The following is a 25,766-nucleotide window of genomic DNA, read 5'->3' on the forward strand; positions in this document are numbered from 1 at the left end:
CCGCTCCTTTCATGCTGCCCTGTCCACCGCGGCCTGCGACTGCCGCTGCATTTCCTTCATGACCTCGGCCGCCGGGCCGAAGCGCTTGACGCGGCCACCGTCCATCACCAGGATCTTGTCGACATGCGCGATCAGCGACGGCCGGTGGGTGACGATGATGGTCGTCACGCCCTGGCTGCGCAGGCCGCTGACGGCGCGCGCCAGCGCCACCTCGCCGGCGCCGTCGAGGTTGGAGTTCGGCTCGTCCAGCACCACCAGGCGCGGGTCGCCATACAGTGCGCGGGCCAGCGCGATGCGCTGCCGCTGCCCGGGCGACAGCCGCAGCCCGTGCTCGCCCACCTGGGTGTCGTAGCCCGCGGCCAGGCCGACGATCATCTCGTGCGCATTGGCCCGCACCGCAGCCGCCACCACCGCCTCGGCGTCGACCTGTCCGAGCCGGGCGATGTTTTCCGCCACGGTGCCGTCGAACAGCTCGATGTCCTGCGGCACGTAGCCTATCCACGGCCCCAGGTCCCTGCGCGGCCAGCAGGCGACATCGACGCCGTCGAGCCGCACCGCGCCGGTGCTGGCGGCCCAGACGCCGGTCATCAGCCGCGCCAGCGTCGACTTGCCGGCGGCGCTCGGGCCGATCACGGCAAGCGACTCGCCGGGCGCCAGGCTCAGCGCGATGCTGTACAGGATGGGCTTGTCGGAGCCGGCGGCGCGATACGACAGGTTGTCGACATCGATGCGGCCGGCGGGACCGGGCAGCGCCATCTGCTCGCCGCGCTGCCCGGCCTCGGCCATCAGCCCGCGCAGCCGGCGATAGGCGGCGCGGGCGTCGACCAGCATCCGCCAGCTGCCGACGACCTGTTCGACCGGCTGGATCGCGCGCCCCAGCAGCACCGTGGTGGCGATCATCACGCCGGCCGACGCCTGCTGGCTCAGCACCAGGTAGGCGCCGAGCGCGACCATCAGCATCTGGATCGCCTGGCGCACGAAACGGGTCAGCGCGGCGAACAGCACGCTGCCGCGGCTGGCGCTGGCCTGCATCGCCGTCACCTCGTCCTGCAGCGCGCGCCAGCGCGCCAGCAGCTTGTGCGTCATGCCCAGCGCCTGCAGCACCTCGGCGTTGCGCAGCGAGCTCTCGACATACTGCGACGCGCGCCGGCCGTCCTTCTGCAGGCCCTCGAGCGCGCGCCGGCTGAGCCTGTCGTTGAGCCACGCCAGCGCCAGCATCAGCGCCACCGCGAGCACGGCGCCCATGCCCAGCATCGGATGGCAGGCATAGATGGCAAGCAGGTAGATCGGCGCCCACGGCGCGTCGAACAGCGCGGTCAGGCCGGGCGAGGTGAAGAGGTTCTTCAGCGCGGCGACGTCGCGTATGCCTTCCTGCCCGCCGGCATGCGGCGCGCGCGCCGTGCGCTCGACCACGGTGCAGACCACGGTCGGCGCAAGCCGCTGCTCGACCAGGTTGCCGAGCACCGCCTGCAGGCTGTGCCGCACGAAGTCCAGCAGCAGCATGACGACGAGCGCGCCAGCGGTGCCGGCCAGCAGCACCAGCAGGGTTTCCTGGCTGTTGGTCGGCAGCACCCGGTCGAACACCTGCAGCATGAACAGCGCCGGCGCCAGGTACAGCAGGTTGATGCAGAAGGAAAACAGCCCCAGGTAGCCCAGCAGGGGGCGCAGGTCGGTCCACAGCAGGTTCATCTGGCGCTCCGGTCAGGACAGGATGAAGTCGTCGATCGTCACCAGCAGGTGATTCCCGACGCCGGAGAGCAGGATGGAATCCGCCCCTATCGTCACCAGCGTGTCGGCCCCGGCGTCGGTGATGTGCACCTGGCTGAAGGTCGCCGCCGTGATGCCCAGCCCGGTCAGGTTGAGCAGGTCCTGGCCGCCGACCGGGTTGGCGTCGAAGCCGGTCAGCGTGTCGTGGCCGAAGCCTGGCCCGAACATGAACACGTCGTTGCCGGCGCCGCCGATCAGCGTGTCGTCCCCGCCGCCGCCGATCAGCACGTCGTCGCCGTCCAGCCCGCGCAGCGTGTCGGCGCCGGTGTCGCCGGTCAGCACATTGTTCAGCGCATTGCCGTTCAACGTCCCGGCGCCGCCGCGCTGCGTCAGGTTCTCGACGTTGGCGCCCAGCGTATAGCCGTTGCCGGTCGAGATTACCGTGTCGATGCCGCCGCCGGCGTCCTCATTGACCACGTCGCCGTTGATGTTGACGACATAGGTGTCATTGCCCAGGCCGCCGGTCATGGTGTCGGCGCCGCCCAGCCCGTCCAGCAGGTCGTTGCCGGCGCCGCCGACCAGGAGGTTGGCCAGATTGTTGCCGGTGCCGGCGAAGCTGCCGGCGCCGGTGAAGGTGAGGTTTTCCACATTCACGCCCAGCGCGTACGCGTTCGCGGTGGAGCGGACCAGGTCGATGCCGGCATTGTTCAGTTCCACCACCAGGTCCAGCGTGTTGTCGACCAGGTAGATGTCGTCGCCGCCGCCGCCCGAGAGCCGGTCCGCGCCGCCGCCGCCGTCCAGCGTGTCGTTGCCGGCGCCGCTGGCGATCTCGTTGTCCAGCGCGTTGCCGGTACCGGCGAAGCTGGTCGTGCCGACGTAGCTCAGGTTCTCGACGTCGGCGGAGAGCTGGTACGACGACGCGCTGGCGCGGACCAGGTCGGTGCCGCTGTTGGGCGCCTCGATCACCACGTCGGCGGCATTGTCGACGACGTAGATATCGTTGCCGGCGCCGCCGGTCAGCGTGTCGATGCCGGCCAGCCCGTCCAGCAGGTCATTGCCGGCGCCGCCGGTGATGACGTTGCCGAGCGCGTTGCCGGCGCCGGTGAAGCCGGCGACGCCGGTGTAGGACAGGTTCTCGACATTCGCCCCGAGGATATAGCTGCCCAGCGCGGTCTGGACGGTGTCGCTGCCCTCGCCGGCCAGCTCGGTCACGGTGTCGCCGTTATTGTCGACGACGTAGGTGTCGTTGCCGGCGCCGCCGGCAAGCGTGTCCTGGCCGGCGCCGCCGACCAGCGTGTCATCGCCGCCGCCGCCCGCCAGGCTGTCGTTGCCGCTGCCGCCGGTGATGGTGTTGGCCAGCGCGTTGCCGGTGCCGGCGAAGGCCGCGGCGCCGGTGTACCGCAGGTTCTCCAGCTCGCTGCCCAGCGTGTAGCTGCCCAGGGAGGTTTGCACGGTGTCGATGCCGCCGCCGGCCAGCTCGACGGCGACGTCCAGCGCATTGTCGACGACGTAAGTGTCGTCGCCCGCGCCGCCGGTCATCGTGTCGGCGCCGGCGCCGCCGTCCAGCGTGTCCCGTCCGCCGCCGCCCGACAGCTCATTGTTCAGCGCATTGCCGGTGCCGCTGAAGTTGCCGCTGCCGATGTAGGCCAGGTTCTCCACGTTGTTCCCCAGCGCATAGGCCTGCAGCGTGGTCTGCACCAGGTCCGCGCCCTCGCCGGCGGCTTCGGTCACCGTGTCGCCGGCGCTGTCGACGATATAGGTGTCGTTGCCGACGCCGCCTGCCATTCTGTCGGCGCCGCCGTTGCCGTTCAGGGTGTCGTTGCCCTCGCCGCCCGCGAGGATGTCGGCGCCGTTGCCGCCGTTCAGGATGTCGTCGCCCGCGCCGCCGTCCAGCGCGTCGATGCCGGCGCCGCCGGTGATGACGTTGTTCAGCGCATTGCCGGCGCCGGTGAAGTCGGCATTGCCCAGCCTTTCCAGGTTCTCGGCGTTGGCGCCCAGCGCATAGGCCGCCAGCGTGGTCTGCACGGTGTCGATGCCCTGGCCGGCCAGTTCGGTCACCACGTCGGCGGCGCTGTCGACGACGTAGGTGTCGCCGCCCATGCCGCCGGCCATCGTGTCGTCGCCGGCATTGCCGTTCAGCGTGTCGTCGCCCGCGCCGCCGAAGAGCTTGTCATTGCCCGCGTTGCCGTTGAGGATGTCATTGCCGTTGCCGCCGTCCAGGATGTCGTCGCCGCCGAGGCCGGACAGCGTGTCGTTGCCGTCCAGGCCCATGATCTGGTCGACGCCGCCGGTGCCGGCCAGGACGTCCGCGCCGGCGGTGCCGACGATCAGGTTGGGCTGCACGTTGATGATGAAATTGTCGGTGACGGTCAGCGGCGTGCCCGGCCCGGCGTCGGTGGCGCTGACGCGGATCTCGATGGCGCCGATGAAGTTGTCCGGCGGCGAGCCGGTCACGCGCGCGCCGGTGACCTGTCCGGCGGCATTGGTCGTCATGGCGAAGGACAGTCCCATGCTGGCCAGCGGCTGGCCGTTGGCCAGCGTCGCCGCGTAGACCAGCTGGTTCGACGGCGTCTGCGCATCGGCGAACACGGTCAGCAGCGGCAGGAACAGGTTGATCTGCGTGTGCTCCTTCATGGTGGTGTCGGGCAGGCCGGTCACGGCCTGCTGCTGCACCACGAAGGGCGCGGTGTTGACCTGCGGCGGGAACGCCACGTTCGCGGTCTGCGCGGACACCACGGTCTCGGTGATGCCCAGCCCGTCGACATAGCGCACCTGCACCCGCAGCGCCGAACCCTGCTGGAAGTCGCTGGGGGTATAGCTGGCGCCGGTGGCGCCGGTGATCGGCACCCAGCGCAGCCGGGCGGCGTCCTGCGTCTGCCACTGGTAGGTGAACGGGCCGACGATGCCGTCGCCGTCGAACAGGTCGGCGGTGTTGACCGTCAGCGCCTGGCCGACCACCGGGTCGACGATGGCGGTCGCCGGGTTGCTGTCGCCGAGGATCAGCGGCACGCCGAACGGCACGCCGTTCGGCCCCTGCAGGCTGATCATGCCGTCGGAAAACTGCAGCCGCTCGATATTGCGCACGCGGTCCACGCCGTCGATGCCGACGGCCCCGGTCGGCAGGATGTGGCTGACGGTGTAGAAACCCTGCGCGTCGGGGAATTCGACGATGTAGTTGCCCATCACGTCGCGGTAGCGCGCGACGTCGATGTCGCCGGCGCGGCCGTCGCTGGTGATTTCCCGGACAATCGACGCGCCCGCGCCGCTGCCGGCCAGCCGCACGTGCAGCGCGGCGTCGCCGTCGATGATGTCATTGCCGCCGCGGCCCTCGATGATGTCGCTGCCGCCGCCGCCCAGCATGATGTTGCCGTTCGAGTAGTTGACCCGCGCGCCGGGGAAGAAGCTGCGCAGCCCGTTGATCAGGCTCAGGTTGTTGAGCTCGTTGAAGGTGTCGGCCAGCCGGTTGTCCGTCCCCTGCAGCACGTCGTCGTGGGACGAGCCGCTGACGCCCTCGGTCTCGATGAACACGTCCCGGATCGCGTCGCCGGCCGGGATGTTGGGCGCGGTGATGAACTCCTTGCGGTTCATGTCGACGCTGACGCCCTGCGTCTCGTCCTGGTAGACCGCCCAGTCGTATCCCAGCTTGCCCTCGAAGCGGTCGAAGCCGCCCAGGCCGGTCATGATGTCGTCGCCGCTGAAGCCCTGCATGCGGTCGCCTTCGGTGCCGCCGATCAACACGTCGTTGCCGCCGAACAACGGCACCTGGCCGGTCGGCGCGGCGCTGTCGCCGACCAGCAGGTCGCCGCCGGCCCCGCCCTCGATCCAGTCGTCGCCTTCGTTGCCCTGCACTTCGTCGTCGCCCTCGCCGGCCAGGATGATGTCGTTGCCCAGGCCGCCGGCGACGACGTCGATGCCCTTTCCGCCGTCGATCAGGTCGTTGCCGTCGCCGCCGAAGACGATGTCGTCGCCGATGCCGGCGCGGATCGTGTCATTGCCTTCGTCGCCGTGGATGGTGTCGTTGCCGGCGGAGTCCGAAATGAAGTCGTTGCCGGTGCCGCCGTACAGGAAGTCGTTGCCGTTGCCGCCGTCGATGATGTCGTCGCCGCCGTCGCCATACACCGTGTCGTCGTCCGCCTGCCCCGCCAGCAGCCGGTCGTTGCCGGCCGTGCCGCCGAGCACGATGGTGTTGCCGAGGAAGTTGTCGTCGCCGATGAAGCGCACCGTGCCGTCGGCCATCACATCGACCAGCAGCTTGCCGGTCTCGGGGTTGCGCAGCCAGGTCGACGGGTCGTTCGGATTGATGCGGCCGGCTTCCACCACGTATTCGGGCGTCAGGAAAATGCTGGCGCTCAGGTGATGCGTGCCGGTGTTGCGCATGATCAGGTCGGCGAAGGAATTGCCTTCCACTTCGGTGCCCCAGTGCGTGCCTTCCAGCCGCGGCAGGTAGTACAGCCGGTCGCCGTCCTGCAGGCTCTCGAGCTGGGTCTCGAAGATGAAATTGAACGTGGAGCCGAGCAGGCCGCCGAACAGGCTCTGCTTCTCGGCCAGGCCGCCTATCCAGAGGTCGACCGCGTCCACCCCGGTGACCGAGCCGGTGCCCCATTGCGGATGCGGGCTGTCCGGCTGGTTGGCATAGGCGCCGGCGCTGTGGATGAAGTCGTACGCATCCTGGCTGAAGCCGGCGCTGCCGGGCGTGGCGCTGCCGTGCGTGACCAGGTCGAGCGCCGCGCTGCGCTTGTCGGCGAGCGTGGCCGCGCCGGCGATGCTGGCATGGGCGCCATAGGCGGCGATGAAGTTCACCAGCGACGCCGGGTGCTTCAGGAACTGCCCGAACTCTTCCCAGTTGTCGTAGGGCTTGAGCGCGGTGTCCTGGGTCTGGCTGTAGAGCTGGTTGCGCAGCAGGTTCAGCGACGGCACGCCGGTTTCGCGGCCGCGCGCGATGTTGAGCGCGGCCAGGTCCAGCGGCAGGCCCAGCAGGTTGTTGCGCAGCGTGCCCGTGACGAATTCGTCGATCTCGTTGCCGACCTGGTTGACCGAGCCCAGCACGATCTCGCCGGCGGCGTCGGCGCCGGCCGCGGCATACGCGAGCGGATTGGTGAAGGCGTCGATCAGGCCCATTTCGCTGAGCACCGGCCGGCCATGCGCATCCAGCACCGGCGTGCCGTCGGCGGCCAGTTCATAGCGGGTGAAGGTTTCATTGAGCATCGAATGCCCGAAGCGGTAGACCGCGTGGGCGAACTCGGCCGTCACCGCCGGGTCGAGGTGGATGTCGCTGTTGCCGAACGCGTGGATGGTCGGCGCGACCTTCCTTGCGAATTCCTCGAACACCAGGTGCTGGTACTGGGTCTCGGTGCCGAACTTGGCGACCTGGAACAGCCGCTCGCCGTTCCACTCGTTCTCGGCGATGCCGTCGGCCAGGTTGGCGCCGGCCACCACCCAGTTGCTGGCGAAGGCCGTGTCGCCGTTGGCCAGCTCGGCGCGGATCAGCGCCTTGGTCTGCTCGATCAGGCGGTTGTGCTCGGAGTGGAAGACTTCGTGGACCGCGGTCAGTCCCATGTTCTCGTTGGCGCGGCCGTCGCCGGCGATGTAATGCGCATCCAGCAGCTCGTTGTCGTATGCGCCGGCGGCCACCGGGCCGCCCGCCGCCAGGTCGGCGTCGGCCACCAGGTGCGTGCCGACCGCGCCCGGTTCGGTGGGCGCGGCGCCGTGCGCGATGTCATTCAGGAACGCATGGCCGGTGCGCACCGCGTCGGCCAGGGACACCGGACTGGCGGGGGTGCCGGACACCAGCACGTCGTCGGCGGTGCCGGCGCGCTGGTCCGCGCCGCGCATCACGACCTGCGCCATGCCGGTCACCGGGTGCGGGATGAAGTTGCCGTAGGCGTCGGTCGCCAGCAGCGGCACATTGTGCACGTCCTCGTCGGAAAGGCGGATGCCCAGCTTGAGCGCATTGGACTTGACGTCGGCCCAGGTCGCCATGTGATGGCTGCCGTCCGGGGCGACATGGTCGAGCAGCCGGCCCGTCGCGTGGATGCGGCCGTCCGCGCCGGTCGCATATTCGCGCAGGAACACCTGGTGCGACGGGTGCGACGAGTAGGTCTGGTTCTGGTCGACGAAGGGCGTGACCGAGTTCGTGCCCTCGTGCAGGTCGTCGCTGGTGCCCAGTATGCCGTCGGCGCCGGGCTGGTTGGTGGCGCGCGTGAGCACCATGAAATTGGTCGGGCTGCCGGCGACATAGAGCGGGTCGTCCGGCATGAGCGGGATGAAGACCGTGCCGCTGCCGCCCTTGTTGACCAGGTCCACCCCGTGGTCGAAGAACTGGCCGAAGTAGGCCATCCAGGTGTTGAACGGCGCCGACAGGCCGTTGTCCGGGGTGACATTGTTGATGAACAGGCTGGCGTCGCTGCCGGCCGGCGTGTTCGCGTTGACCAGCAGGTCGTCGGCGGTGCCGAGCACGCCGTCCGCGCCCGGCAGGCTGTGCTGGTAGCCGGTGCCCAGCGCATCGCTGGCCGTGGCGGCCGCCTGCACCGCCGCCGCATTGCCGCTGCTCTGGTCGGCGATCAGGTTGCTGATGGTGCGCGGCGCCGAGTCGATCACCAGGCCGGTCGACGACGCATACGACGTGCCGGCCTCGGCCTGGTTGAACACCGGCTCGCCCACCCGTGGAAACAGGCCGTCGGCCGCGCCATAGTCGACCTGCCCCGGCACGATGCTGTTGTTCTCGCCGTTGACCTGGCGCAGGCCGAAGGAAAGATGGGTGTTGACCGGGGGTTGGCCGGCCTCGGCCATCCTGATCTGGGTCAGGATGAAATCGAGGTCCGACCTGATGAATGTTGCCATTGCAGCTCTCCCATGCAGTTCAAGAATGATGGCCGGCCGTGGCCAAAAACATTGCTTATTTCGCAATACCGTGACATCAGCATATTGGGTTTACTTGCGGAACGGAGGCGCCTGCACGGGGCTGGAAGCTTGCGTAGTAGAACTCCTACCTCAAAAGTAGGACTTTCCTCAAAAGCCCGAAAAATTATCTTTGCGAATGTTTACTTTAAGTAAGTATCGTTAATTTTAAGTATTAAAAATAATTGGCGACAATATTGCTTTTCACCCCAAAAAACCGTAATACTAATAACAAAATAACCATAAAAATATTGGTTCCATAAACCGGCATTTTTTAGGATCATTAATGCAAACCGTTTTGGATTCACCCGTCCTTTATCGCCTTCCGCCGGAAAACTGCTTCTCCTGCATCCAATGCAATACGGGCGCATTCGGTCTGCTGATCGACATGCGGCGACGAGATACGACCTCCTGATTTGCCCAGCACGTTCCAACCTGTTGAAAACATGGAATTTCCGGAGAAAAATAATGACAATTCGCGTACTGATCGCCGAGGACCACCAACTGCTGCGCAAGGGCCTGCATTCGATGATTTCCGCAATGCCCAATTACGAAGTCGTTGGAGAAGCAGGCGATGGGAGAGAAGCGATAAGAGAAGCGGCGATATTGCATCCCGATCTGGTCCTGATGGATCTGTCCATGCCGGGCATTACCGGATTCGAGGCGCTGGTCCAGATCAAGAGGCGGTCTCCCGAGGTGCGCAGCGTTATTCTCACCGGCTATGACAACGAGGAGTTCATCCGCGAAGCGCTGCGCGTCGGCGCCGACGGCTATGTGCTCAAGGGCGCGTCGTTCGAGGAGTTTGCCTTCGCGCTGCAGCTGGTGGTGCGCGGCAAGAAATTCATCTGCAACCAGGTGTCGATGCAGATGCTGGACAATTACCTGCAGGGAGATGCGGCGCCCGCCCAGAAAAGCGAATGGGACATGCTGACGGAACGCGAACGCAACATCATGAAGCTGATCGGCGAAGGCTATACGAACCGCGCGGCCGGCGAATTCCTCTGCATCAGTTCCAAGACCGTTGAAAAGCACCGCGCCAGCCTGATGCGCAAGCTCGGCCTGCGCAACGCAGCCGAACTCGTCGTCAAGGCCATGGAAATGGGCCTGGTCGAGCGGCCGGCGCGGCGCGCGCCGCCACCGCCCGCCGTGGCCAGGGACGCGTCGTACACGCTGCCGGCCATGGACCTTTCGGTCATGGCGGACTTTCAGGATCTCCCGGGCATGGCCGGCCTGCATGCCGACGCCGCCTGCCAGGCCGGCTGACGCAGGCAGCAGCGCCGCGGGTGGCGCTGCGACATCCCACCGGCCATGTCGGCGATAGAACCCAGGCGCAGCACGGGCGCAGCGGCGGCAGGAAAAGCCGCCTTCGCCTGCGCGGCCATCGCGCTGCTTTCCGCATTGGGCATTTTCCTCCATAGCAGCGCGATGTCCTTCGAAACCACGCGCCAGATGGAACGCAGCATGGCCTCGCTGACGGCATTCCAGCGGCTGGCGATGGACGCGATCCGCGCCGAAGTGGCCGGGCTGCATTACCTGGCCGACGGGCGCACGGAATACCTGGCCGAGGCGCGCAGCGCCCTGGCGGCGATGCAGTCGACGCTGGACGCCGCCGGCGCCGGCGCGCTCCATGACGACCCGCACCAGCAGCACCTGGACGCCGTGGGCGACATGGGCGACATCATCGCCGGCTACCTGGCGCTGGCGCGCGCCCGTCCCGGCGGCATGCAGGGCGCGGCGACGCTTCCGTCGGGCCTGCGCCAGATGGCTGCCGACATGGTCGCCAGCGAGCTCGCCGGCCTGGCCGAGCTGCGCAGGAAACACGCGGCATGGGAGCGCAGGGCCTACCTGGGCCTGGGCGCCGCTGTCGCCATCCTCGCCACCAGCCTGCTGTTCATGGCGGGCTCGTGGCGCCAGGCGCGCGCACTGCCGCACTTGCAGGAGCGCGAACGCGCGGCGGAACTGGAGAGCGCCAACCGGCTGCTGACGGCCGAGAACGACGAGCGCCTGCGCGCCCAGGAGGCGCTGGCCGCGTCGCGCGAGGCATTGCGCAAGCTGTATGCCCGGCAGGAATCCGTGCGCGAGCAGGAGCGCAAGCACATGGCGAGAGAGGTGCACGACGGCCTCGGGCAGGACCTGTATGCATTGAAGATCGCCATCGCACAGCTCGACCGGCATGCCGGCAAGCGCAACGCGCCGCTGCAGCAGGGCATTGCGCAGGCGCTGGCGCAGATGGACGGGCTGATCGCCAGCGTGCGCGCGGTGATCTATCACCTGCGTCCCGAAGTGCTGGACCTCGGGCTGATACCGGCGGCGCGCTGGCAGGTCCGCGAATTCGAGAAGCGCTCGGGCATCCGCTGCAACTTCACCTGCGCCGCGACGCACTGTGCGCTGCCCGAAGACACCGCCATGGCGCTGTTCCGGATACTGCAGGAAGCCCTGACCAATGCAATGCGCCATGCCGGGGCGACGGAAGTCAGCGTCACCATCTCCAGGGCGCCGAACGCGCTCATCCTGCGCATCGCCGACAACGGCCGCGGCTTTACGCCCTGCGCCGAAACCGGCGAAAGCGGCCTCGGGCTGTCGGGCATGCGGGAACGGGCGCTGGGCGTCGGCGGCGACTTCAATCTCGCCAGCGCGCCCGGCCGCGGCACCGCGCTGACCGTGAGCGTGCCGCTGGACCCGGCCTGAGCGCGCCGCCTTTTTCACGCTCCCATTTCTTCTGGGAAAAGCGGCCGGGCGGTGTCTCCCTACTTCCCGCGTAGGGTTGTTCCTACTTATCCAATTTACAACGTTTTGCTGGTCCCGCACCGGTTTCCCAGCGCCTAAGATCATTCCGTGCCGACCGTTTTCCGGCAGCCGGACGTTCCGGTTCGCCAGGCAGCGAACGGACGCGTGCGCCCAGGCAAACCCAGACTCTGTGAAGGACAAGCAATGGAAAACCCGATGTTCTCTGGCCGCCGGCTGACCCGGCGGCAGCTGCTCGCGCAGGGCGCGACCCTGACGGCAGGCGCGGCGGCGGCCGCGGTCGCGCCTGCCGCCCGGGCCGCCGTGACCGCCGTGACCCCCACCCCCGTCAAGCCGTCGAGTCCCGCCACCACGCCGTTCGTCGAGCCGCTGCCGGTCTACCTGCCCAAGCAGCCGGTCTCCGGCAGCCTTTACCCGGCGCCGGCCAACACGCCAGGCGCAGGCGAATGCGGCCGGCCCGACCACCAGCGCTGGGCCAATTTCGCGCCGGCGAAGTTTTATGAGCTGCGGGTCAAGCCCGCGCGGCATTCCTTCCATCCCGAGCTGCCCGAGCAGGATGTCTGGGGCTACGACGGGATGATGCCTGGCCCTACTTTCGTCGCCCGCTACGGCGAGCCGGTGCTGGTGCGCATCCACAATGAGCTGCCGGCCAACCATGTCGGCTACGGTTCGCCGGAAATCTCGACGCACCTGCACAACCTGCACTGCGGCTCCGAAAGCGATGGGTTCACCGGCGACTACTACAGCGCCACCAAGTACGGGCCGACGATGACCGGTCCCGGCGCGTACAAGGACCATCTCTATTCCAACTGCTATGCCGGCTACGACAGCAGCAGCAGCACCGACGGCGATTCCCGCGAGGCGCTGGGCACACTGTGGTACCACGACCACCGGCTCGACTACACCGCGCAGAATGTCTACCGCGGACTGAGCGGCTTCTACCTGCTGTTCGACGAGCTCGATTCGGGCGACGAGAACGATCCCAACCCGGCCGCGCTGCGGCTGCCTTCCGGCGTCGGGAAATACGACATCCCGCTGGTGTTCCAGGACAAGCAGTTCGACTCCGGCGGCTACCTGGCGTTCGACCAGTTCGAGACCGACGGCATCCTCGGCGACAAGTTCTGCGTCAACGGCAAGATACAGCCCTACTTCAAGGTCGAGCCGCGCAAGTACCGTTTCCGCCTGCTCGATGGCGGGCCGTCGCGGTTCTACGAGTTCTACCTGACCTTCCGCGGCGCGGACCAGATGTTCACCTACATCGCCAACGACGGCAACCTGCTGCCCAAGCCGCTGATGATGTCCAAGATCCGGCTGGGCGTGGCCGAACGGGCCGACATCATCATCGACTTTTCCAAGTACGCCGGCGGCACGCTGTATCTCGAAAACCGGCTGGAACAGGTCAATGGCAGGGGACCGACCGGCAACATCCTGAAGCCGGGCACGCAGTTGCTGCGCTTCGATGTCGCCACGACCAGGACCGGCCCGGACAACAGCCGCATTCCCAGCAAGCTGCGCGAACTGCCGCCGGTCGACCTGTCCGAAGTCGTCGCCACCCGCACCTTCATCTTCGACCGCAGCAATGGCGGCTGGACGGTCAACGGCAAGCTGTTCGACGTCAGCAAGGCGACGGTCAAGCCCAAGCGCGGCACGGCCGAGATCTGGATCCTCAAGGTGAACGGCGACTGGAGCCACCCGGTGCATATCCACTTCGAGGAAGGCCGCATCCTCAAGCGCAATGGCGTGGCGCCGCCGCCGCATGAACAGGGGCGCAAGGACGTCTACGTGCTGGGGAATAACGAGGAACTGCGCGTCTTCCTGCGTTTCCGCGACTACGTCGGCAAGTACATGATGCATTGCCATAACCTGATCCACGAAGACCACGCGATGATGATCCGCTTCGACATCGAAGACTGAACCCGCGGGCACACAGGAGAACACGGATGAACAGCAAGCGATTGTTCCTCAAGGGCGGCCTGGTGGCGGCGCCCGCGCTGGCCCTGACGGCGGCGCTCAAACCCGCGCCCGCCGGCGCCGCGGTCTATTTTCCCAACACGGTGCTGCAGACGCACGACGGCCGCAAGGTGCGCTTCTATGACGACCTGCTGAAGGGAAAACTGGTCGTCATCAACATGATGTATACGGTCTGCACCGGCGTCTGCCCGGCCAACACGGCCAGCCTGAAGGCGGTGCAGCAGGCGCTCGGGCCGCGTGTCGGGCGCGACATCTTCATGTATTCGCTGTCGCTGCGGCCCGAGTTCGACTCGCCCGAGGCGCTGCGCGACTATGTGCGGCAGTACGACATCGGGCCCGGCTGGACCTTCCTGACCGGCGCGCCGCAGGACATGGAGGTGCTGCGGCGCAAGCTGGGTTTCTACGACAGCGACCCGGTGGCGGACGCCGACATTTCCAACCATACCGGCGTGGTCCGCATCGGCAACCTGCCGGCCGAGCGCTGGTGCATGGTGCCGGCCCAGAGTTCAACCAGCCAGATCGTCACCAGCATCCTCGGTGCGGCCTGAAGGACCGTAGCGCGATGCCGGTGCGGGCGCCGGTGTGTCAGCCTGTCGCGCCCGGTGTCGGAAATATTGACATTCATACAATTAATTCCGCATGGAAAAGGCACAAGTACTTGTTTTTTTGAAACATTTTTTACTGGCATGTTTTCTGCTAGAACTAATTGCAGCAAGGAAAACAAGCGAGAAAAAATGATCGCTTCCCTGGCGTCCGGTTTCAATGGCCGTCCAGGGAAGCGGTATCAAGGGAATGCGTGCTGATTAACCTTTTTAACGGCGGAACGATGAACCGATACCTGAAATCCATGCTGTGCACCGCTGCGCTTGCAGCCTTCTCGGCGCCGGCGGCGGCCGACACCATCACCTTTGCCGGCGCCGGCACGACCATAGGCAACGGCGCGCCGGCCCAACGGGTCGACGTCAGCGCCGAGGCGATCTTCGACATCAGCGGCGACCTGCTGACCGTCACGCTGCGCAACACGTCCGGCCCGAACAACAAGACGGATACCGCAAAAAACACGCTGACCGGCGTGTTCTGGGACTTGTCGGGCGACCCCAGGCTGACCACGGTATCCGCGCAACTGGCAAGCGGATCGAGCATCTACAATCCCGGGGTATGCAGCAGTACCTGCGACGGCGCGACGGACCTGAGCGGCGAATTCGGCTACCAGGAGCGGGACTTCGCCGGCGAAGCCGACCGCGGTATCGCCAGCGCGAATTACCTGCAGACCGGGCTGCAGGGCAACATCGGCAATTTCAACAACAATGGCGCGGGACCCAACCTAGACGACCCGCGGAACATCAACGGGATCAACTTCGGCATCATCAGCAACGCCGCCGGCTTCAACCCCAACGAGGCATTGGGCGACGTGCCGCTGGTGCAGGACGCGGCGGTCTTCACGCTCAGGGGCGTGAACGGCCTGACGATCGCCGACATCGCCCATGTCAGCTTCCAGTTCGGCACCATCGAAAGCGACTTCAACCTGCCGGCGAACCAGGTGCCGGAACCGCTGACGGGCGCCCTGCTGGGCGTGGGCCTGCTGGGGATGGCGGCCGTCCGCCGCCGCCGCGCGTAGGCAGGCGCCGGGGCGCCCCTGCTCAGGCCGTCACCGCATCCGCCAGCCGGAAGCCGCCGATGCGGATGATCTGCTCGATGCACGTCGCCGCTTCCACGTCGCGGTCGTTTTCAAGGCGATCGGCGAATGCCCGCAGGATGCTGTGGCGGTCGTGGCCCTTGACCGCGATGACGAAGGGGAAGCCGAACTTCTCGTTGTAGCGCCGGTTCAGGTCCTGCATCCGCTCGAATTCCTCGACGCTGCACTGGTCCAGCCCCGCGCCCTTCTGCTCGCGGGTCGACTCGTCGGTCAGCTCGCCGCGCACCGCCGCCTTGCCGGCCAGCTCCGGGTGAACGCGGATCAGCTGCAGCCGCTCGTCCTCGCTGGCCGAACGCACCGCGTCCGCCATCGCGGCATGCAGTTCCCCGACGCTGCCGAACGGCCGGCGCGCAGCGGCGCGCTCGGCGACCCACGGCGAATGCTCGAAGATGGCGCCCAGCCGGGCGGTGAAGTCGGCGGCCGGCATCGCGTTCAGCTCGGCCAGTGTGATGGTGGCGCTCATGCCTGTGCCTCATAGGGATGGGTTGCGATCCAGTGCTCGGCCACGTCGATGCGGCGGCAGATCCAGACCTGTTCGTGCGACTGCACGTAATCGAGAAAACGCTGCAGCGCGCGGAAGCGGCCGGGACGGCCCAGCAGCCGGCAATGCATGCCGACCGACAGCATCTTCGGCCTGTCCTGGCCTTCCGGGTCGCCCTCCGCGTACAGCACGTCGAAGCTGTCCTTCAGGTACTGGTAGAACTGCTCGCCGGTGTTGAAGCCCTGCGGCGTGGCGAAGCGCATGTCGTTGGCGTCCAGCGTGTAGGGCACCACCAGGTGCGGCCGTTCGGCGCCGCCGCCGACCTTGACCTCGGTCCAGAACGGCAGGTCGTCGCCGTAGTAGTCGGCGTCGTAGACGAAGCCGCCGTGCTCGACCACGAGGCGGCGCGTGTTGGGCGAATCGCGGCCGGTGTACCAGCCCAGCGGCGCGCTGCCGGTCAGCTCGCGCAGGATGGCCACCGCCTCCCGCATGTGCCGCCGCTCGGTTTCCTCGTCGATGTGCTGGTAGTGTATCCAGCGCAGGCCGTGGCAGGCGATCTCGTGGCCGAGCTCCTCGAACGCGCTGGTCAGTTCGGGATGGCGCTTCAGCGCCATGGCGACCCCGAACACGGTCAGCGGCAGGCCGCGCGACTCGAACTCGCGCAGGATGCGCCAGACCCCGGCGCGCGAGCCGTACTCGTAGATGGACTCCATCGACATGTGGCGCGCCGGGTAGGACGCCGCGCCGACGATCTCGGACAGGAACTGCTCCGACCCCGCGTCGCCATGCAGCACGTTGTTCTCGCCGCCCTCCTCGTAGTTCAGCACGAACTGGACGGCGATGCGGGCGCCGCCGGGCCAGCGGGCATGGGGAAGGTCGCGCCCGTATCCGATCAGGTCGCGTGGGTAGGCTTCATGTCTAGGCATAGGTTCTCAGGCTCAGGTTGGTCATTCGGACCCGTGGGTATTGTCGCGCGCGGCGGCATGCGCTTCCTCGCTGGACGCCAGTCCGTTGAAGAACAGGTTCAGCAGCACCGCCGAGATGGCGGCCAGCAGGATGCCGCTGTGCAGCAGCGAGGACAGCGACTTGGGCATGTGCTGCGCATACTGCTCGGCCACCAGCGGCAGCATGCCGAAGCCGATCGACAGCGCGACGATGAACTGGTTATAGCGGTTGTGCTTGTAGTCGACGCCGGACAGGATGCGGATGCCGGTGGCCGCGACCATGCCGAACATCACGAGGCCGGCGCCGCCGAGCACGAACTGCGGCACCGCTTCGGCGGCCTGCGCGATCTTGGGCAGCACGCCCATCACCACCAGGATCACCCCGGCGGCCACGCACACCCAGCGGCTCTTGACGCCTGTGACGCCGACCAGGCCGACGTTCTGGGAAAACGAGGTGTACGGAAAGGTGTTGAAGATGCCGCCGATGATGGTGCCCAGGCCGTCGACCCGCAAGCCGCGGCTGATGTCGTCCTGGCGGATCGGCTTGCCAACCATTTCGCCCAGCGCGAGGAACATGCCGGTCGACTCGATCATCACCACCAGCATCACCATGGTCATGGTCAGGATGGCGACGACGTCGAAGGTCGGCAGGCCGAACTGGAAGGGCGTGACCAGCGCGAAGGTCTTGGCCGCGGCCACCTTGGCGAAGCTGACCTTGCCCAGCGCATAGGCAAGCACGGTGCCGGCGACGATGCCGGACAGCACCGCGATGTTGGCGAGGAAACCGCGGCCGTACTTGGCCATCAGCAGGATCACGACCAGCACGAACAGCGCGATGCCGAGGTTGTCCAGCGCCGCATAGGCCGGGTTGGCGATCATCGGGGCCGGGCCGGCGGGCAGCGCCGCGCCGGCGGCCTTTGCCGCCTCGACCGTGGCGGCAAAGGCCGGGTCGGGTATCTTCGCCATGTTGGGCGGGCCGCCGACCGCCCAGTTGACGCCGACCCGCATCAGCGAGATGCCGATCACCGCGATCACGCTGCCGGTGACCACCGGCGGGAACAGCCGCAGGATGCGGCTGACGAAGGGCGCGAGCAGCAGCGAGATCACGCCGGCGCCGATGACGGCGCCGAAGATGCCTGTTACGCCCAGCGTCGGGTCGTTCGCCATGGCCAGCATCGGGCTGACCGATGCGAAGGTCACGCCCATCATCACTGGCAGCCGGATGCCGAAGAGGCGGCCCAGGCCCAGCGACTGGATGATGGTGACCAGGCCGCAGCAGAACAGGTCGGCGCTGATCAGCGCCGCCACCTGCTCGGGCGGCAGCTTGAGCGCGCGGCCGACGATCAGCGGCACGGCGATCGCGCCTGCATACATGACCAGCACATGCTGCAGGCCCAGCGTGACCAGCTTGCCGGCGGGCAGGCGTTCGTCGACGGCCGACGGGGAAGCGTCGATGTCGACGGCGGGCGCGGCCGCCGGCGGCATCGCGCCGGGCTGCCCGGCGCGCGGGCTTTCGGGTATTGCGGAAGTGGCTTGTGATATGGACATGCTTGTCTCCGGTTTCCTGTAAGGACGGGTTATGTCTTGTTATTTTGTTGTGCGACGGGGTTGGTGATGGGTGCTGCGCCGGCTCAGGTCTGCCCGGCCTTGCCGAGCGCCGCCCGCAGGTCGAAGCGGCGTTCGCCGCCGCTGAGCATCCGGCATGCGCATTGTTCGAGGTGGCGCGCCATCGCCTTCTGCGCCTGCGCGTCGTCCTTGCGTTCCAGCGCGTCGACCACGGCCAGGTGCTCGTCGAACGAACAGGGCTGCTGGCCGCCGGCCTTGTCGGCATCCGAGATCAGCAGGGTCGTGCGCGAGACCAGGCGGCGCAGGATGTCGACCACCAGCGCATTGCCGCCGAGGCGGGCCAGCGCGATGTGGAAGTCGGCCGACAGCCGTATCCACAAGGGCCGGTTGCCCTGCATGTAGGCGTCGCGCTCGCGCCCTATCATGTCGCGCAGCGTGGCAAAGTCTTCCGGGCCGGCCTGCCGCGCGAGCTTCTGCACCACGCTCTGCTCCAGCGTCTGGCGCAGGTCGAACATGTCCTGCGCTTCCTCGGCGCCGGGGCTGGCGATATAGGCGCCGCGGTTCGGCTCGATGTCGACCAGGCCGTCGGCGGCCAGCCGCGCCAGCACTTTGCGCACATGGTGGCGCGCCAGCCCGTAGATCTCGCCCAGCGTCTGCTCCGCCATCTTGGTGCCGGCCGGCAGCCGGTGCTCCATGATGGCGTCGTAGACCTCCAGGTACATGCGCTCGTCGTTTGCCGGCTCGGCCTGTGGCGGATTCGACGGGGCGGAAGCAGTGACCAGCCGGGGACGTGTACTCATGCTGCCCTGTTGAATTGAGTGAGGATGATGAAACGATGTTGACGAGGATGCCAACCGAGGCTAGGATTGTCAACAATTTATTTCGTATTTTGTCCAACCCCCCGCCGGTGGCATGCAGTCTCAGCCGAGATACGTCCACCCAGCGATGCCTGGCACCATGCACTGCTGAATGCCGTTCAGGTTCCGGAAGCATCTCCCCTCGTCGCAACATCCCTTTTTCAGTGGAGTATCAATGAGCCGCTTGACGACACACGTCCTCGACACTGCCCACGGCAGGCCGGGACAGAATATCCAGATTTCTCTCTACAAAATTGTTGACAATAATCGCCAGCATTTGTTGTCAACGAAGACTAATAACGATGGACGCTGCGATGCGCCCCTGCTGGAGGGCGATGCCTTCCAGCCCGGCGTCTACGAACTCGACTTCAGCCTCGGCGCCTATTTCGCCGGACTCGGTCTGGCGCTGCCGCAGCCGAACTTCCTCGACGTGGTGACGCTGCGCTTCGGCGTGGCCGATGCCGGCAAGCATTACCATGTGCCGCTGGTCGCCAGCCCATGGAGCTACTCAACCTACCGCGGCAGCTAAGGCCGCAAGAACAAGCAAGGGGACACAAGGATGGAAGCTTATCTGCTCGAATGGGCCAACCTGCTGCTGCGCTGGCTGCACGTGATCGTCGCCATCGCCTATATCGGATCGTCGTTCTATTTCGTCTGGCTCGACAACAGCCTGCGCCCGCCGGTCGACGAGGCGCTCAAGGCCAAGGGCGTCGGCGGCGAACTATGGGCAGTGCATGCCGGCGCCTTCTACAATCCGCAGAAATACGTGCTGGCGCCGCCGCACCTGCCCAAGGACCTGCACTGGTTCTACTGGGAAGCGTACAGCACCTGGCTGTCGGGCTTCGGCCTGTTCTCGGTGCTCTACCTGTTCAATCCCAAGGTCTTCCTGATCGACAAAAATGTCGCCGACATCACGCCCACGGTGGCGGTGCTGGCCGCGCTCGGCTTCCTGGTCGGCGGCTGGGTGATCTACCACCTGCTGTGCAAGGCGCTGGAAAAGCAGGAGAAGCTGCTGGCCTTCCTGGTGGCCGTGTATGTCGGCGTGATCGCCTGGGGCGCCTGCCACGTGTTCTCGGGCCGCGCGGCCTTCCTGATCACCGGCGCGACGCTGGCCACCATCATCGCGGCCAACGTGTTCTTCGTCATCATCCCGAACCAGCGCAAGATGGTGGCGTCGATGAAGGCCAAGGAGCCGGTCAATCCGCTGCTGTCGCAGCGCAGCAAGCACCGCAGCATGCACAACAGCTATGTCACGCTGCCGGTCATCTTCGGGATGATCTCCAACCACTACAGCCTGACCTACAGCGCCCCGCACAACTGGGTGGTGCTGATCGCCATCATGGCCGCCGGCGCGCTGATCCGCCACTTCTACATCCAGCGCCACAAGCAGCGCGGCAACCCGGCCTACCCGGCCGCGGCCATCGCGATCCTGGCCGGCGTGGTGTTCTGGCTCGCGCCCGCGGCGCCGGTCGCCGGCGCCGCCGACAAGGCAGCCGCGGCGGTGGATATCGGCCAGGTGCAGAAGATCGTCGAGGCGCGCTGCGTGCAATGCCATGCGGCCAAGCCCAGCCTGATGCCGACGCCGGCCAAGGGCATCCTGCTGGAAAGCCCGGACCAGATCCGCGGCCATGCGCAGGCGGTCTACCAGCAGGTGGTGGTGACCAAGGCGATGCCGCTGGGGAATATGACCAACATCACCGACGATGAGCGGGCGGTGATCGGTAAGTGGTTTGAGGCTGGCGCAAAGTAAAACGCGTCTTGTCCTCACAGGGCGGCGCCGGCGACGGCGCCGTTTTTTTTCGCCTGCCTGCTGCGCAGTCCAAATGACGGCCGATCAACAATCATCTCTTTATGACAATTCCTTGCCCACTGGCCGTGGATTGTCAGCCGCCGGACAAGAGTCGTCCGATCTCGTCCCCCCGTACAACGAACGTCCGTTGATTGCAGCTTTTTTGCATGGCACGGGAATCGCGATAGCCGCTTTCGCAGTTTTGTTGTTCAACAACCCGGAGGGAGTGGCAAATGAAGAAATGGAACGTTGCAAAACAGGATGTGCAGAAGGGCTTTACGCTGATCGAACTGATGATCGTGGTTGCGATTATCGGCATCCTGGCGGCGGTGGCGATACCGGCCTATCAGAACTACATCGTGCGCAGCAAGGTGGCGAATGCGATCAGTGCAATCGATACGCTTAAAACCGCGGTCGCAGTGTGTTACCAGGAAGCCGGTGGCGCCATGGCAAGCTGCACGACCGGCGCAGCCAGTCAGATCCCGACCTTCACGCCGACCAAGGAAGTCGCTTCAGCCGCTGTGGCTGCCGGCATCATCACGATGACGTTCGCCACCGGCGTGGGCACTGGCGTGGATAACGCGGCGATCACGATCACGCCCAGCACCGTGGCAGACCAGACATCCATTACATGGACGGTGACCGCAACCACGGTCACAAACGATCAGGCCAGGACTGCGCTGACCAAGAACAATATTTAGGCGGCGCCAGAAACACCGTGAGTCGATGCCCGGCAGGCTTTAAAAATGGAGAGACCTGCCCGGGCAACGGATACCTGACCTAGCCAGCCGCACTATCCACGTACACGAGCACCACAGACACGTTGTCAGCGCCGCCGGCCTCATTGGCGGCGCCGACCAGTTCCTCGCAGGCCTGCTGCAGGCCGCCTGTCCCGCCCAGCAATATCCCGGTGATTTCCTCATCGGTCAGCATGTCATTCAGGCCGTCCGAACAGAACAGGTAGACATCGCCCCGCTCCGCCGCATGCTCGTGCACCTCCACCGACAGCAGCGCTTCCGCGCCCAGCGCCCGTGTCACCAGGTTGCGTATGTTCGACAGGCGCGCCTGCTCCGGCGTCACCAGCCCGGCGTCTATGCGCTCCTGCAGCACCGAATGGTCGCGCGTCAGCAGGGTCAGCAGCCCGTCGCGCAGCCGGTAGGCCCGCGAGTCGCCGACATGGGCCAGCACCAGCAGGCTGCCATGGAAGATCCCGGTCACCAGCGTTGCGCCCATGCCCCGGTACGACGGCTCGTCCACCGCCGCCGCGATGATCGCGGTGTTCGCCTCCAGCACCGCGTCGACCAGCACCTGCCACAGCGCGTCGGCGACGATGGGCTGGTGCAGGAAATGCTGCTCGACCACGTCCCGTATCACCGACACCGCGATATCGCTCGCCACCTCCCCGGCCGCATAGCCGCCCATGCCGTCGGCCAGCACCACGAGGCCGATCGCGGGCGCAACGGCCAGCGCGTCCTCGTTGTGCGCGCGCACCCGCCCGGTGTCGGTGACGGCGGCGTAGTCGAATACGGCGGGATCGGGCATGGCGGGAATGGTTGTCAGGGTTTAAACAATATAGCGCAGCGCGAGGCGATGCCGCAATCGGGGCTTGCCGCGTGGAAGAATTCGCCGCACGGCAGCGTCGCAGCGGCAATACGCGCTACGCCGACCGTCGGGCAGGCAGGAGCAGCCGCAGCCGGGAAAGCGCCCGGAAGTGCAATGCCGGTGCGGCCATCCCCTCCCGCAATGCCGTCGCGCGTTCATGCCGCGCAAAAAAAAGCCCCCCGTTGCCGGGGGGCTGTGCTGCAAGCCAGATGCGCTTACAGGATCGACTTCAGCAGGCGCGCCATTTCCGACGGGTTGCGCGTCACCTTGATGCCGCAGGCTTCCATGATGGCCAGCTTGGCTTCCGCGGTGTCCGCGCCGCCGGAGATCAACGCACCGGCATGGCCCATGCGCTTGCCTGCCGGCGCGGTCACGCCGGCGATAAAGCCGACCACCGGCTTCTTCATGTTGTCGCGCACCCACTCGGCCGCATTCGCCTCGTCCGGGCCGCCGATCTCGCCGATCATGATGACCGCGTCGGTGTCCGGATCGTCATTGAACATCTTCATGATGTCGATGTGCTTCAGGCCGTTGATCGGGTCGCCGCCGATGCCGACAGCCGACGACTGGCCCATGCCCAGCGCGGTCAGCTGGCCGACCGCTTCATAGGTCAGCGTGCCCGAACGGGACACGACGCCGATGCGGCCCTTCTTGTGGATATGGCCCGGCATGATGCCGATCTTGATTTCGTCCGGCGTGATCAGGCCCGGGCAGTTCGGTCCCAGCAGCAGGGTCTTGCTGCCGGACTTGGCCATGCGGTCCTTGACTTCCATCATGTCGCGCACGGGGATGCCTTCGGTGATGCAGATCGCCAGGTCGAGCTCGGCTTCGACCGCTTCCCAGATCGCCGCGGCGGCGCCTGCCGGCGGCACGTAGATGACCGACACGTTCGCGCCGGTCTGGTCCTTGGCTTCCTTGACGCTTGCGAAGATGGGGATGCCTTCGAAGTCCTCGCCTGCCTTTTTCGGGTTCACGCCGGCGACGAACGCCTCGCGGCCGTTGGCATACTCGCGGCACATGCGGGTGTGGAACTGGCCGGTCTTGCCGGTGATGCCCTGGGTGATGACCTTGGTATCTTTATTGATGAGAATGGACATTGTGTTTCCTTCTGCGCGATGCGTTATTGACCGTTGGCCGCGGCGACTACCTTCTGCGCGGCTTCTTCCATGGTGTCTGCGGAAATGATGGGCAGGCCGGACTCGGCCAGCATCTTCTTGCCGATCTCTTCGTTCGTGCCCTTCATGCGCACCACGAGGGGCACTTTCAGCGACACGGCCTTGGACGCCACGATCACGCCTTCGGCGATCACGTCGCAACGCATGATGCCGCCGAAGATGTTGACCAGGATGGCTTTCAGGCCGGGGTTCTTCAGCATGATCTTGAATGCTTCGGTGACCTTCTCGGCCGTGGCGCCGCCGCCGACGTCGAGGAAGTTGGCCGGCTCGCCGCCGAACAGCTTGATGGTGTCCATGGTCGCCATGGCCAGGCCGGCGCCGTTGACCAGGCAGCCGATATTGCCGTCGAGCGAAATGTAGGCGAGGTCGAACTTCGACGCTTCGATTTCAGCCGGATCTTCTTCGTCCAGGTCGCGGTAGGCGACGATTTCAGGATGGCGGAACAGCGCGTTGGAGTCGAAGTTGAACTTCGCGTCGAGCGCGATCACCTTGCCCGAACCGGTCAGGATCAGCGGGTTGATCTCGGCCAGCGATGCGTCGGTTTCCCAGTACGCGCGATACAGGCCCTGCAGCTGCGCGCGGGCGTCGGCGATGGATTCCTGCGGGATGCCGATCTTGGCGGCGATGCTGTCGGCATCGGCGTCGGTCAGGCCCAGGGCCGGGTCGATCGCGACCTTGTGGATCAGTTCCGGGTGGCTCTCGGCCACTTCCTCGATGTCCATGCCGCCTTCGCTGGACGCCATCAGCACGACGCGCTGGCTGACGCGGTCGGTGACCATCGACACATACAGTTCCTTCTTGATGTCGGCGCCCTCTTCGACCATCAGGCGGCGCACTTTCTGGCCTTCCGGGCCGGTCTGGTGCGTCACCAGCTGCATGCCCATGATGGCATTCGCGTATTCGCGGACCTGGTCGATCGACTTGGCGACCTTGACGCCGCCGCCCTTGCCGCGGCCGCCGGCGTGGATCTGTGCCTTGACGACCCATACCGGGCCGCCCAGGGTTTCAGCGGCCTTGACCGCCTCGTCCACGCTCATGCACGGGATGCCGCGTGGAACAGTCACTCCAAACTTGCGGAGGATTTCTTTACCCTGATACTCATGGATTTTCATGCGAGCTTCCCTTCAGACGCTGATTGAATAATTACTGGATTAAGGAGTGGAATCGTCCGCCCGGGCGACTGCCCAGCGCGGATAATACTTGGCGACCGCCCCGCCGTCGGTGCGCAATGCATGGCAGCGGTCTAGCTGGAACGGCTTGGTATCGCTGTCGCCCGATACCGGAATGACTTCCCCCGCATACGCCTGCACCGCGGCCGTGGGGAGCACCTGCGCCAGTTCGGTCAGGTGGGTGCAGCCAAGGATGCCGCCCAGCCGCTGCCTGAGCTCATGCCGCAAGCCCTTCAACAGGTTCAGGCCGATCAACGAACGGTAAGCAGGGCCGACCGTATCGCAGTAGCCGGGATACGGCACGTTGTCCGACACCGCCTCGGCATCGACGATATTGAGCGCCCGGTCTATCGTCACGCGCAGCCACAGGTCATGCACCGGCACGCCGGCCGGACGAATTCCGGCCGCGGCGGGAATGTCGCGTGTCTTGACGTCGGTGATATGGGCATCGAGATCCCAGAAGCCGTCTTCGCGTGAATAGGCGTCGATCTTGATAGCGCGGGTGTGCCTGAGCACGCGGCGGGATGTGGGCTGTGACAGGGGCATAAAGACCAGTGCCGATTGAAGCGGCAACAACAAAATGTGCCGCATTTGCGTGTCGCCGCCGCAGTTTCTACGGCGGCAGCCGCTCATGCGGCGCTGCAAAAACCCCGGCAGTGTATCACAGGTGTTTTGGAATGTAGCCGAATGGACAAGGGGGGCCGTGCCATAGCCATTGCCGTTCCGCGTAGCGACAGTTGCTGTTGCTGTTGCTGTTGCTGTTGCTGTTGCTGTTGCTGTTAGCGCCGCGCAGCGACAGTTGCTGTTGCTGTTGCTGTTGCTGTTGCTGTTGCTGTTGCTGTTAGCGCCGCGCAGCGACTGGTGCCGTTGCAGTTGCGCAGTTGCCGTTGAAGTGGCCGTTGCCGTCGAAGTGGCCGTTGCCGTTGCCGTTGCCGTTGCCGTTGCCGTCGCCGTTGCCGTCGCCGTTGCTATTGCCGTTGCAGTGGCCGTTGCCGTTGCAGTGAATCCCCGTTAGATGGCGACGCGTCGCCAGTGCCTGAAACGGATAAAGAAGCGTCCGCTGTCTGAGCGAAGCGAGTTTCGGACGCTTCCCGTTTCAGGTGCTGGCGGCGCGTGCAGTCCGCGCAGCGGACCGCCATCGTAGGGGTCGCCTTTTTTGCCCCACTT

20 protein-coding genes are annotated in these 25,766 nt (G+C 66.2%); 9 read left to right on the forward strand and 11 right to left on the reverse strand.

The window, feature by feature from the left end:
- Positions 1-9: 9 nt before the first annotated feature.
- The 3 genes from QOL82_RS09910 to QOL82_RS09920 all read right to left on the reverse strand — a co-directional run bounded on the left by QOL82_RS09910 (position 10) and on the right by QOL82_RS09920 (position 9,052).
- On the reverse strand, positions 10-1,689 hold the full coding sequence (locus tag QOL82_RS09910; RefSeq protein ID WP_283442084.1) for a type I secretion system permease/ATPase: 1,680 nt from the start codon (positions 1,687-1,689) through the stop codon (positions 10-12).
- A gap of 12 nt (positions 1,690-1,701) precedes the next feature.
- A complete protein-coding gene (locus QOL82_RS09915) occupies positions 1,702-8,547 on the reverse strand; it encodes a peroxidase family protein (RefSeq protein ID WP_283442085.1) in 6,846 nt (2,281 codons plus the stop codon).
- Between the two features lie 361 nt (positions 8,548-8,908).
- Positions 8,909-9,052, reverse strand: a complete 144-nt coding sequence (locus tag QOL82_RS09920) for a hypothetical protein (RefSeq protein WP_283442086.1) — start codon at positions 9,050-9,052, stop codon at positions 8,909-8,911.
- A 20-nt stretch (positions 9,053-9,072) separates the two neighbouring features.
- Between QOL82_RS09920 and QOL82_RS09925 the strand changes: the two genes are divergently transcribed.
- The 5 genes from QOL82_RS09925 (at position 9,073) to QOL82_RS09945 (ending at position 14,938) form a co-directional block, all read left to right on the forward strand.
- Positions 9,073-9,867 (forward strand): response regulator, encoded by a 795-nt coding sequence (locus tag QOL82_RS09925; RefSeq protein WP_283442087.1) that lies wholly within the window; start codon positions 9,073-9,075, stop codon positions 9,865-9,867.
- A gap of 45 nt (positions 9,868-9,912) precedes the next feature.
- On the forward strand, positions 9,913-11,292 hold the full coding sequence (locus QOL82_RS09930) for a sensor histidine kinase (protein ID WP_283442088.1): 1,380 nt from the start codon (positions 9,913-9,915) through the stop codon (positions 11,290-11,292).
- 243 nt (positions 11,293-11,535) lie between these two features.
- Positions 11,536-13,263, forward strand: coding sequence for a multicopper oxidase family protein (locus tag QOL82_RS09935; RefSeq protein ID WP_283442089.1), 1,728 nt, complete (start codon positions 11,536-11,538; stop codon positions 13,261-13,263).
- 26 nt (positions 13,264-13,289) lie between these two features.
- Positions 13,290-13,868, forward strand: coding sequence for an SCO family protein (locus QOL82_RS09940; protein ID WP_283442090.1), 579 nt, complete (start codon positions 13,290-13,292; stop codon positions 13,866-13,868).
- Positions 13,869-14,146: 278 nt separating this feature from the next.
- A complete protein-coding gene (locus QOL82_RS09945) occupies positions 14,147-14,938 on the forward strand; it encodes an XDD4 family exosortase-dependent surface protein (protein ID WP_283442091.1) in 792 nt (263 codons plus the stop codon).
- A gap of 22 nt (positions 14,939-14,960) precedes the next feature.
- On the opposite strand, the gene uraD is transcribed toward QOL82_RS09945, so the two are convergent.
- The 4 genes from uraD to QOL82_RS09965 all read right to left on the reverse strand — a co-directional run bounded on the left by uraD (position 14,961) and on the right by QOL82_RS09965 (position 18,807).
- Positions 14,961-15,479 (reverse strand): 2-oxo-4-hydroxy-4-carboxy-5-ureidoimidazoline decarboxylase, encoded by a 519-nt coding sequence (gene uraD / locus QOL82_RS09950; protein ID WP_283442092.1) that lies wholly within the window; start codon positions 15,477-15,479, stop codon positions 14,961-14,963.
- The gene (gene puuE / locus QOL82_RS09955) at positions 15,476-16,423 is read right to left on the reverse strand and encodes an allantoinase PuuE (RefSeq protein WP_283442093.1); all 948 of its coding nucleotides are present in this window, start codon (positions 16,421-16,423) and stop codon (positions 15,476-15,478) included. Before puuE ends, uraD begins: the two co-directional genes overlap by 4 nt.
- Before the next feature lie 21 nt (positions 16,424-16,444).
- Positions 16,445-17,926 (reverse strand): nucleobase:cation symporter-2 family protein, encoded by a 1,482-nt coding sequence (locus QOL82_RS09960; protein ID WP_283442117.1) that lies wholly within the window; start codon positions 17,924-17,926, stop codon positions 16,445-16,447.
- A gap of 146 nt (positions 17,927-18,072) precedes the next feature.
- Positions 18,073-18,807: a GntR family transcriptional regulator gene (locus QOL82_RS09965; protein WP_283442094.1), complete on the reverse strand. Its 735-nt coding sequence runs from the start codon at positions 18,805-18,807 to the stop codon at positions 18,073-18,075.
- A 232-nt stretch (positions 18,808-19,039) separates the two neighbouring features.
- On the opposite strand from QOL82_RS09965, the gene uraH reads away from it, so the two are divergent.
- From uraH to QOL82_RS09980, 3 genes are all read left to right on the forward strand, one after another.
- On the forward strand, positions 19,040-19,393 hold the full coding sequence (gene uraH / locus QOL82_RS09970) for a hydroxyisourate hydrolase (protein ID WP_283442095.1): 354 nt from the start codon (positions 19,040-19,042) through the stop codon (positions 19,391-19,393).
- 30 nt (positions 19,394-19,423) lie between these two features.
- A complete protein-coding gene (locus QOL82_RS09975) occupies positions 19,424-20,614 on the forward strand; it encodes a urate hydroxylase PuuD (RefSeq protein ID WP_283442096.1) in 1,191 nt (396 codons plus the stop codon).
- A gap of 272 nt (positions 20,615-20,886) precedes the next feature.
- The gene (locus tag QOL82_RS09980) at positions 20,887-21,354 is read left to right on the forward strand and encodes a pilin (RefSeq protein ID WP_283442097.1); all 468 of its coding nucleotides are present in this window, start codon (positions 20,887-20,889) and stop codon (positions 21,352-21,354) included.
- Positions 21,355-21,433: 79 nt separating this feature from the next.
- Here the strand turns inward: QOL82_RS09980 and QOL82_RS09985 are convergent, their stop codons facing one another.
- The 4 genes from QOL82_RS09985 to QOL82_RS10000 all read right to left on the reverse strand — a co-directional run bounded on the left by QOL82_RS09985 (position 21,434) and on the right by QOL82_RS10000 (position 25,145).
- Positions 21,434-22,195: a PP2C family protein-serine/threonine phosphatase gene (locus tag QOL82_RS09985; protein ID WP_283442098.1), complete on the reverse strand. Its 762-nt coding sequence runs from the start codon at positions 22,193-22,195 to the stop codon at positions 21,434-21,436.
- Between the two features lie 275 nt (positions 22,196-22,470).
- Positions 22,471-23,352 (reverse strand): succinate--CoA ligase subunit alpha, encoded by an 882-nt coding sequence (sucD, locus tag QOL82_RS09990; RefSeq protein ID WP_283442099.1) that lies wholly within the window; start codon positions 23,350-23,352, stop codon positions 22,471-22,473.
- Between the two features lie 23 nt (positions 23,353-23,375).
- Complete coding sequence (sucC, locus tag QOL82_RS09995) at positions 23,376-24,542, reverse strand: ADP-forming succinate--CoA ligase subunit beta (RefSeq protein WP_283442100.1); 1,167 nt, start codon at positions 24,540-24,542, stop codon at positions 23,376-23,378.
- Between the two features lie 39 nt (positions 24,543-24,581).
- Positions 24,582-25,145, reverse strand: a complete 564-nt coding sequence (locus QOL82_RS10000; protein ID WP_283442101.1) for a DUF2889 domain-containing protein — start codon at positions 25,143-25,145, stop codon at positions 24,582-24,584.
- Between the two features lie 169 nt (positions 25,146-25,314).
- Between QOL82_RS10000 and QOL82_RS10005 the strand changes: the two genes are divergently transcribed.
- Positions 25,315-25,614 carry a hypothetical protein gene (locus QOL82_RS10005; RefSeq protein ID WP_283442102.1) on the forward strand — a complete coding sequence of 100 codons (300 nt, stop codon included), beginning with the start codon at positions 25,315-25,317 and terminating at the stop codon, positions 25,612-25,614.
- Positions 25,615-25,766: the final 152 nt, after the last annotated feature.

This window comes from Noviherbaspirillum suwonense (assembly GCF_900182955.1).
GTDB classification, from domain to species: Bacteria; Pseudomonadota; Gammaproteobacteria; order Burkholderiales; family Burkholderiaceae_D; genus Noviherbaspirillum_A; species Noviherbaspirillum_A suwonense.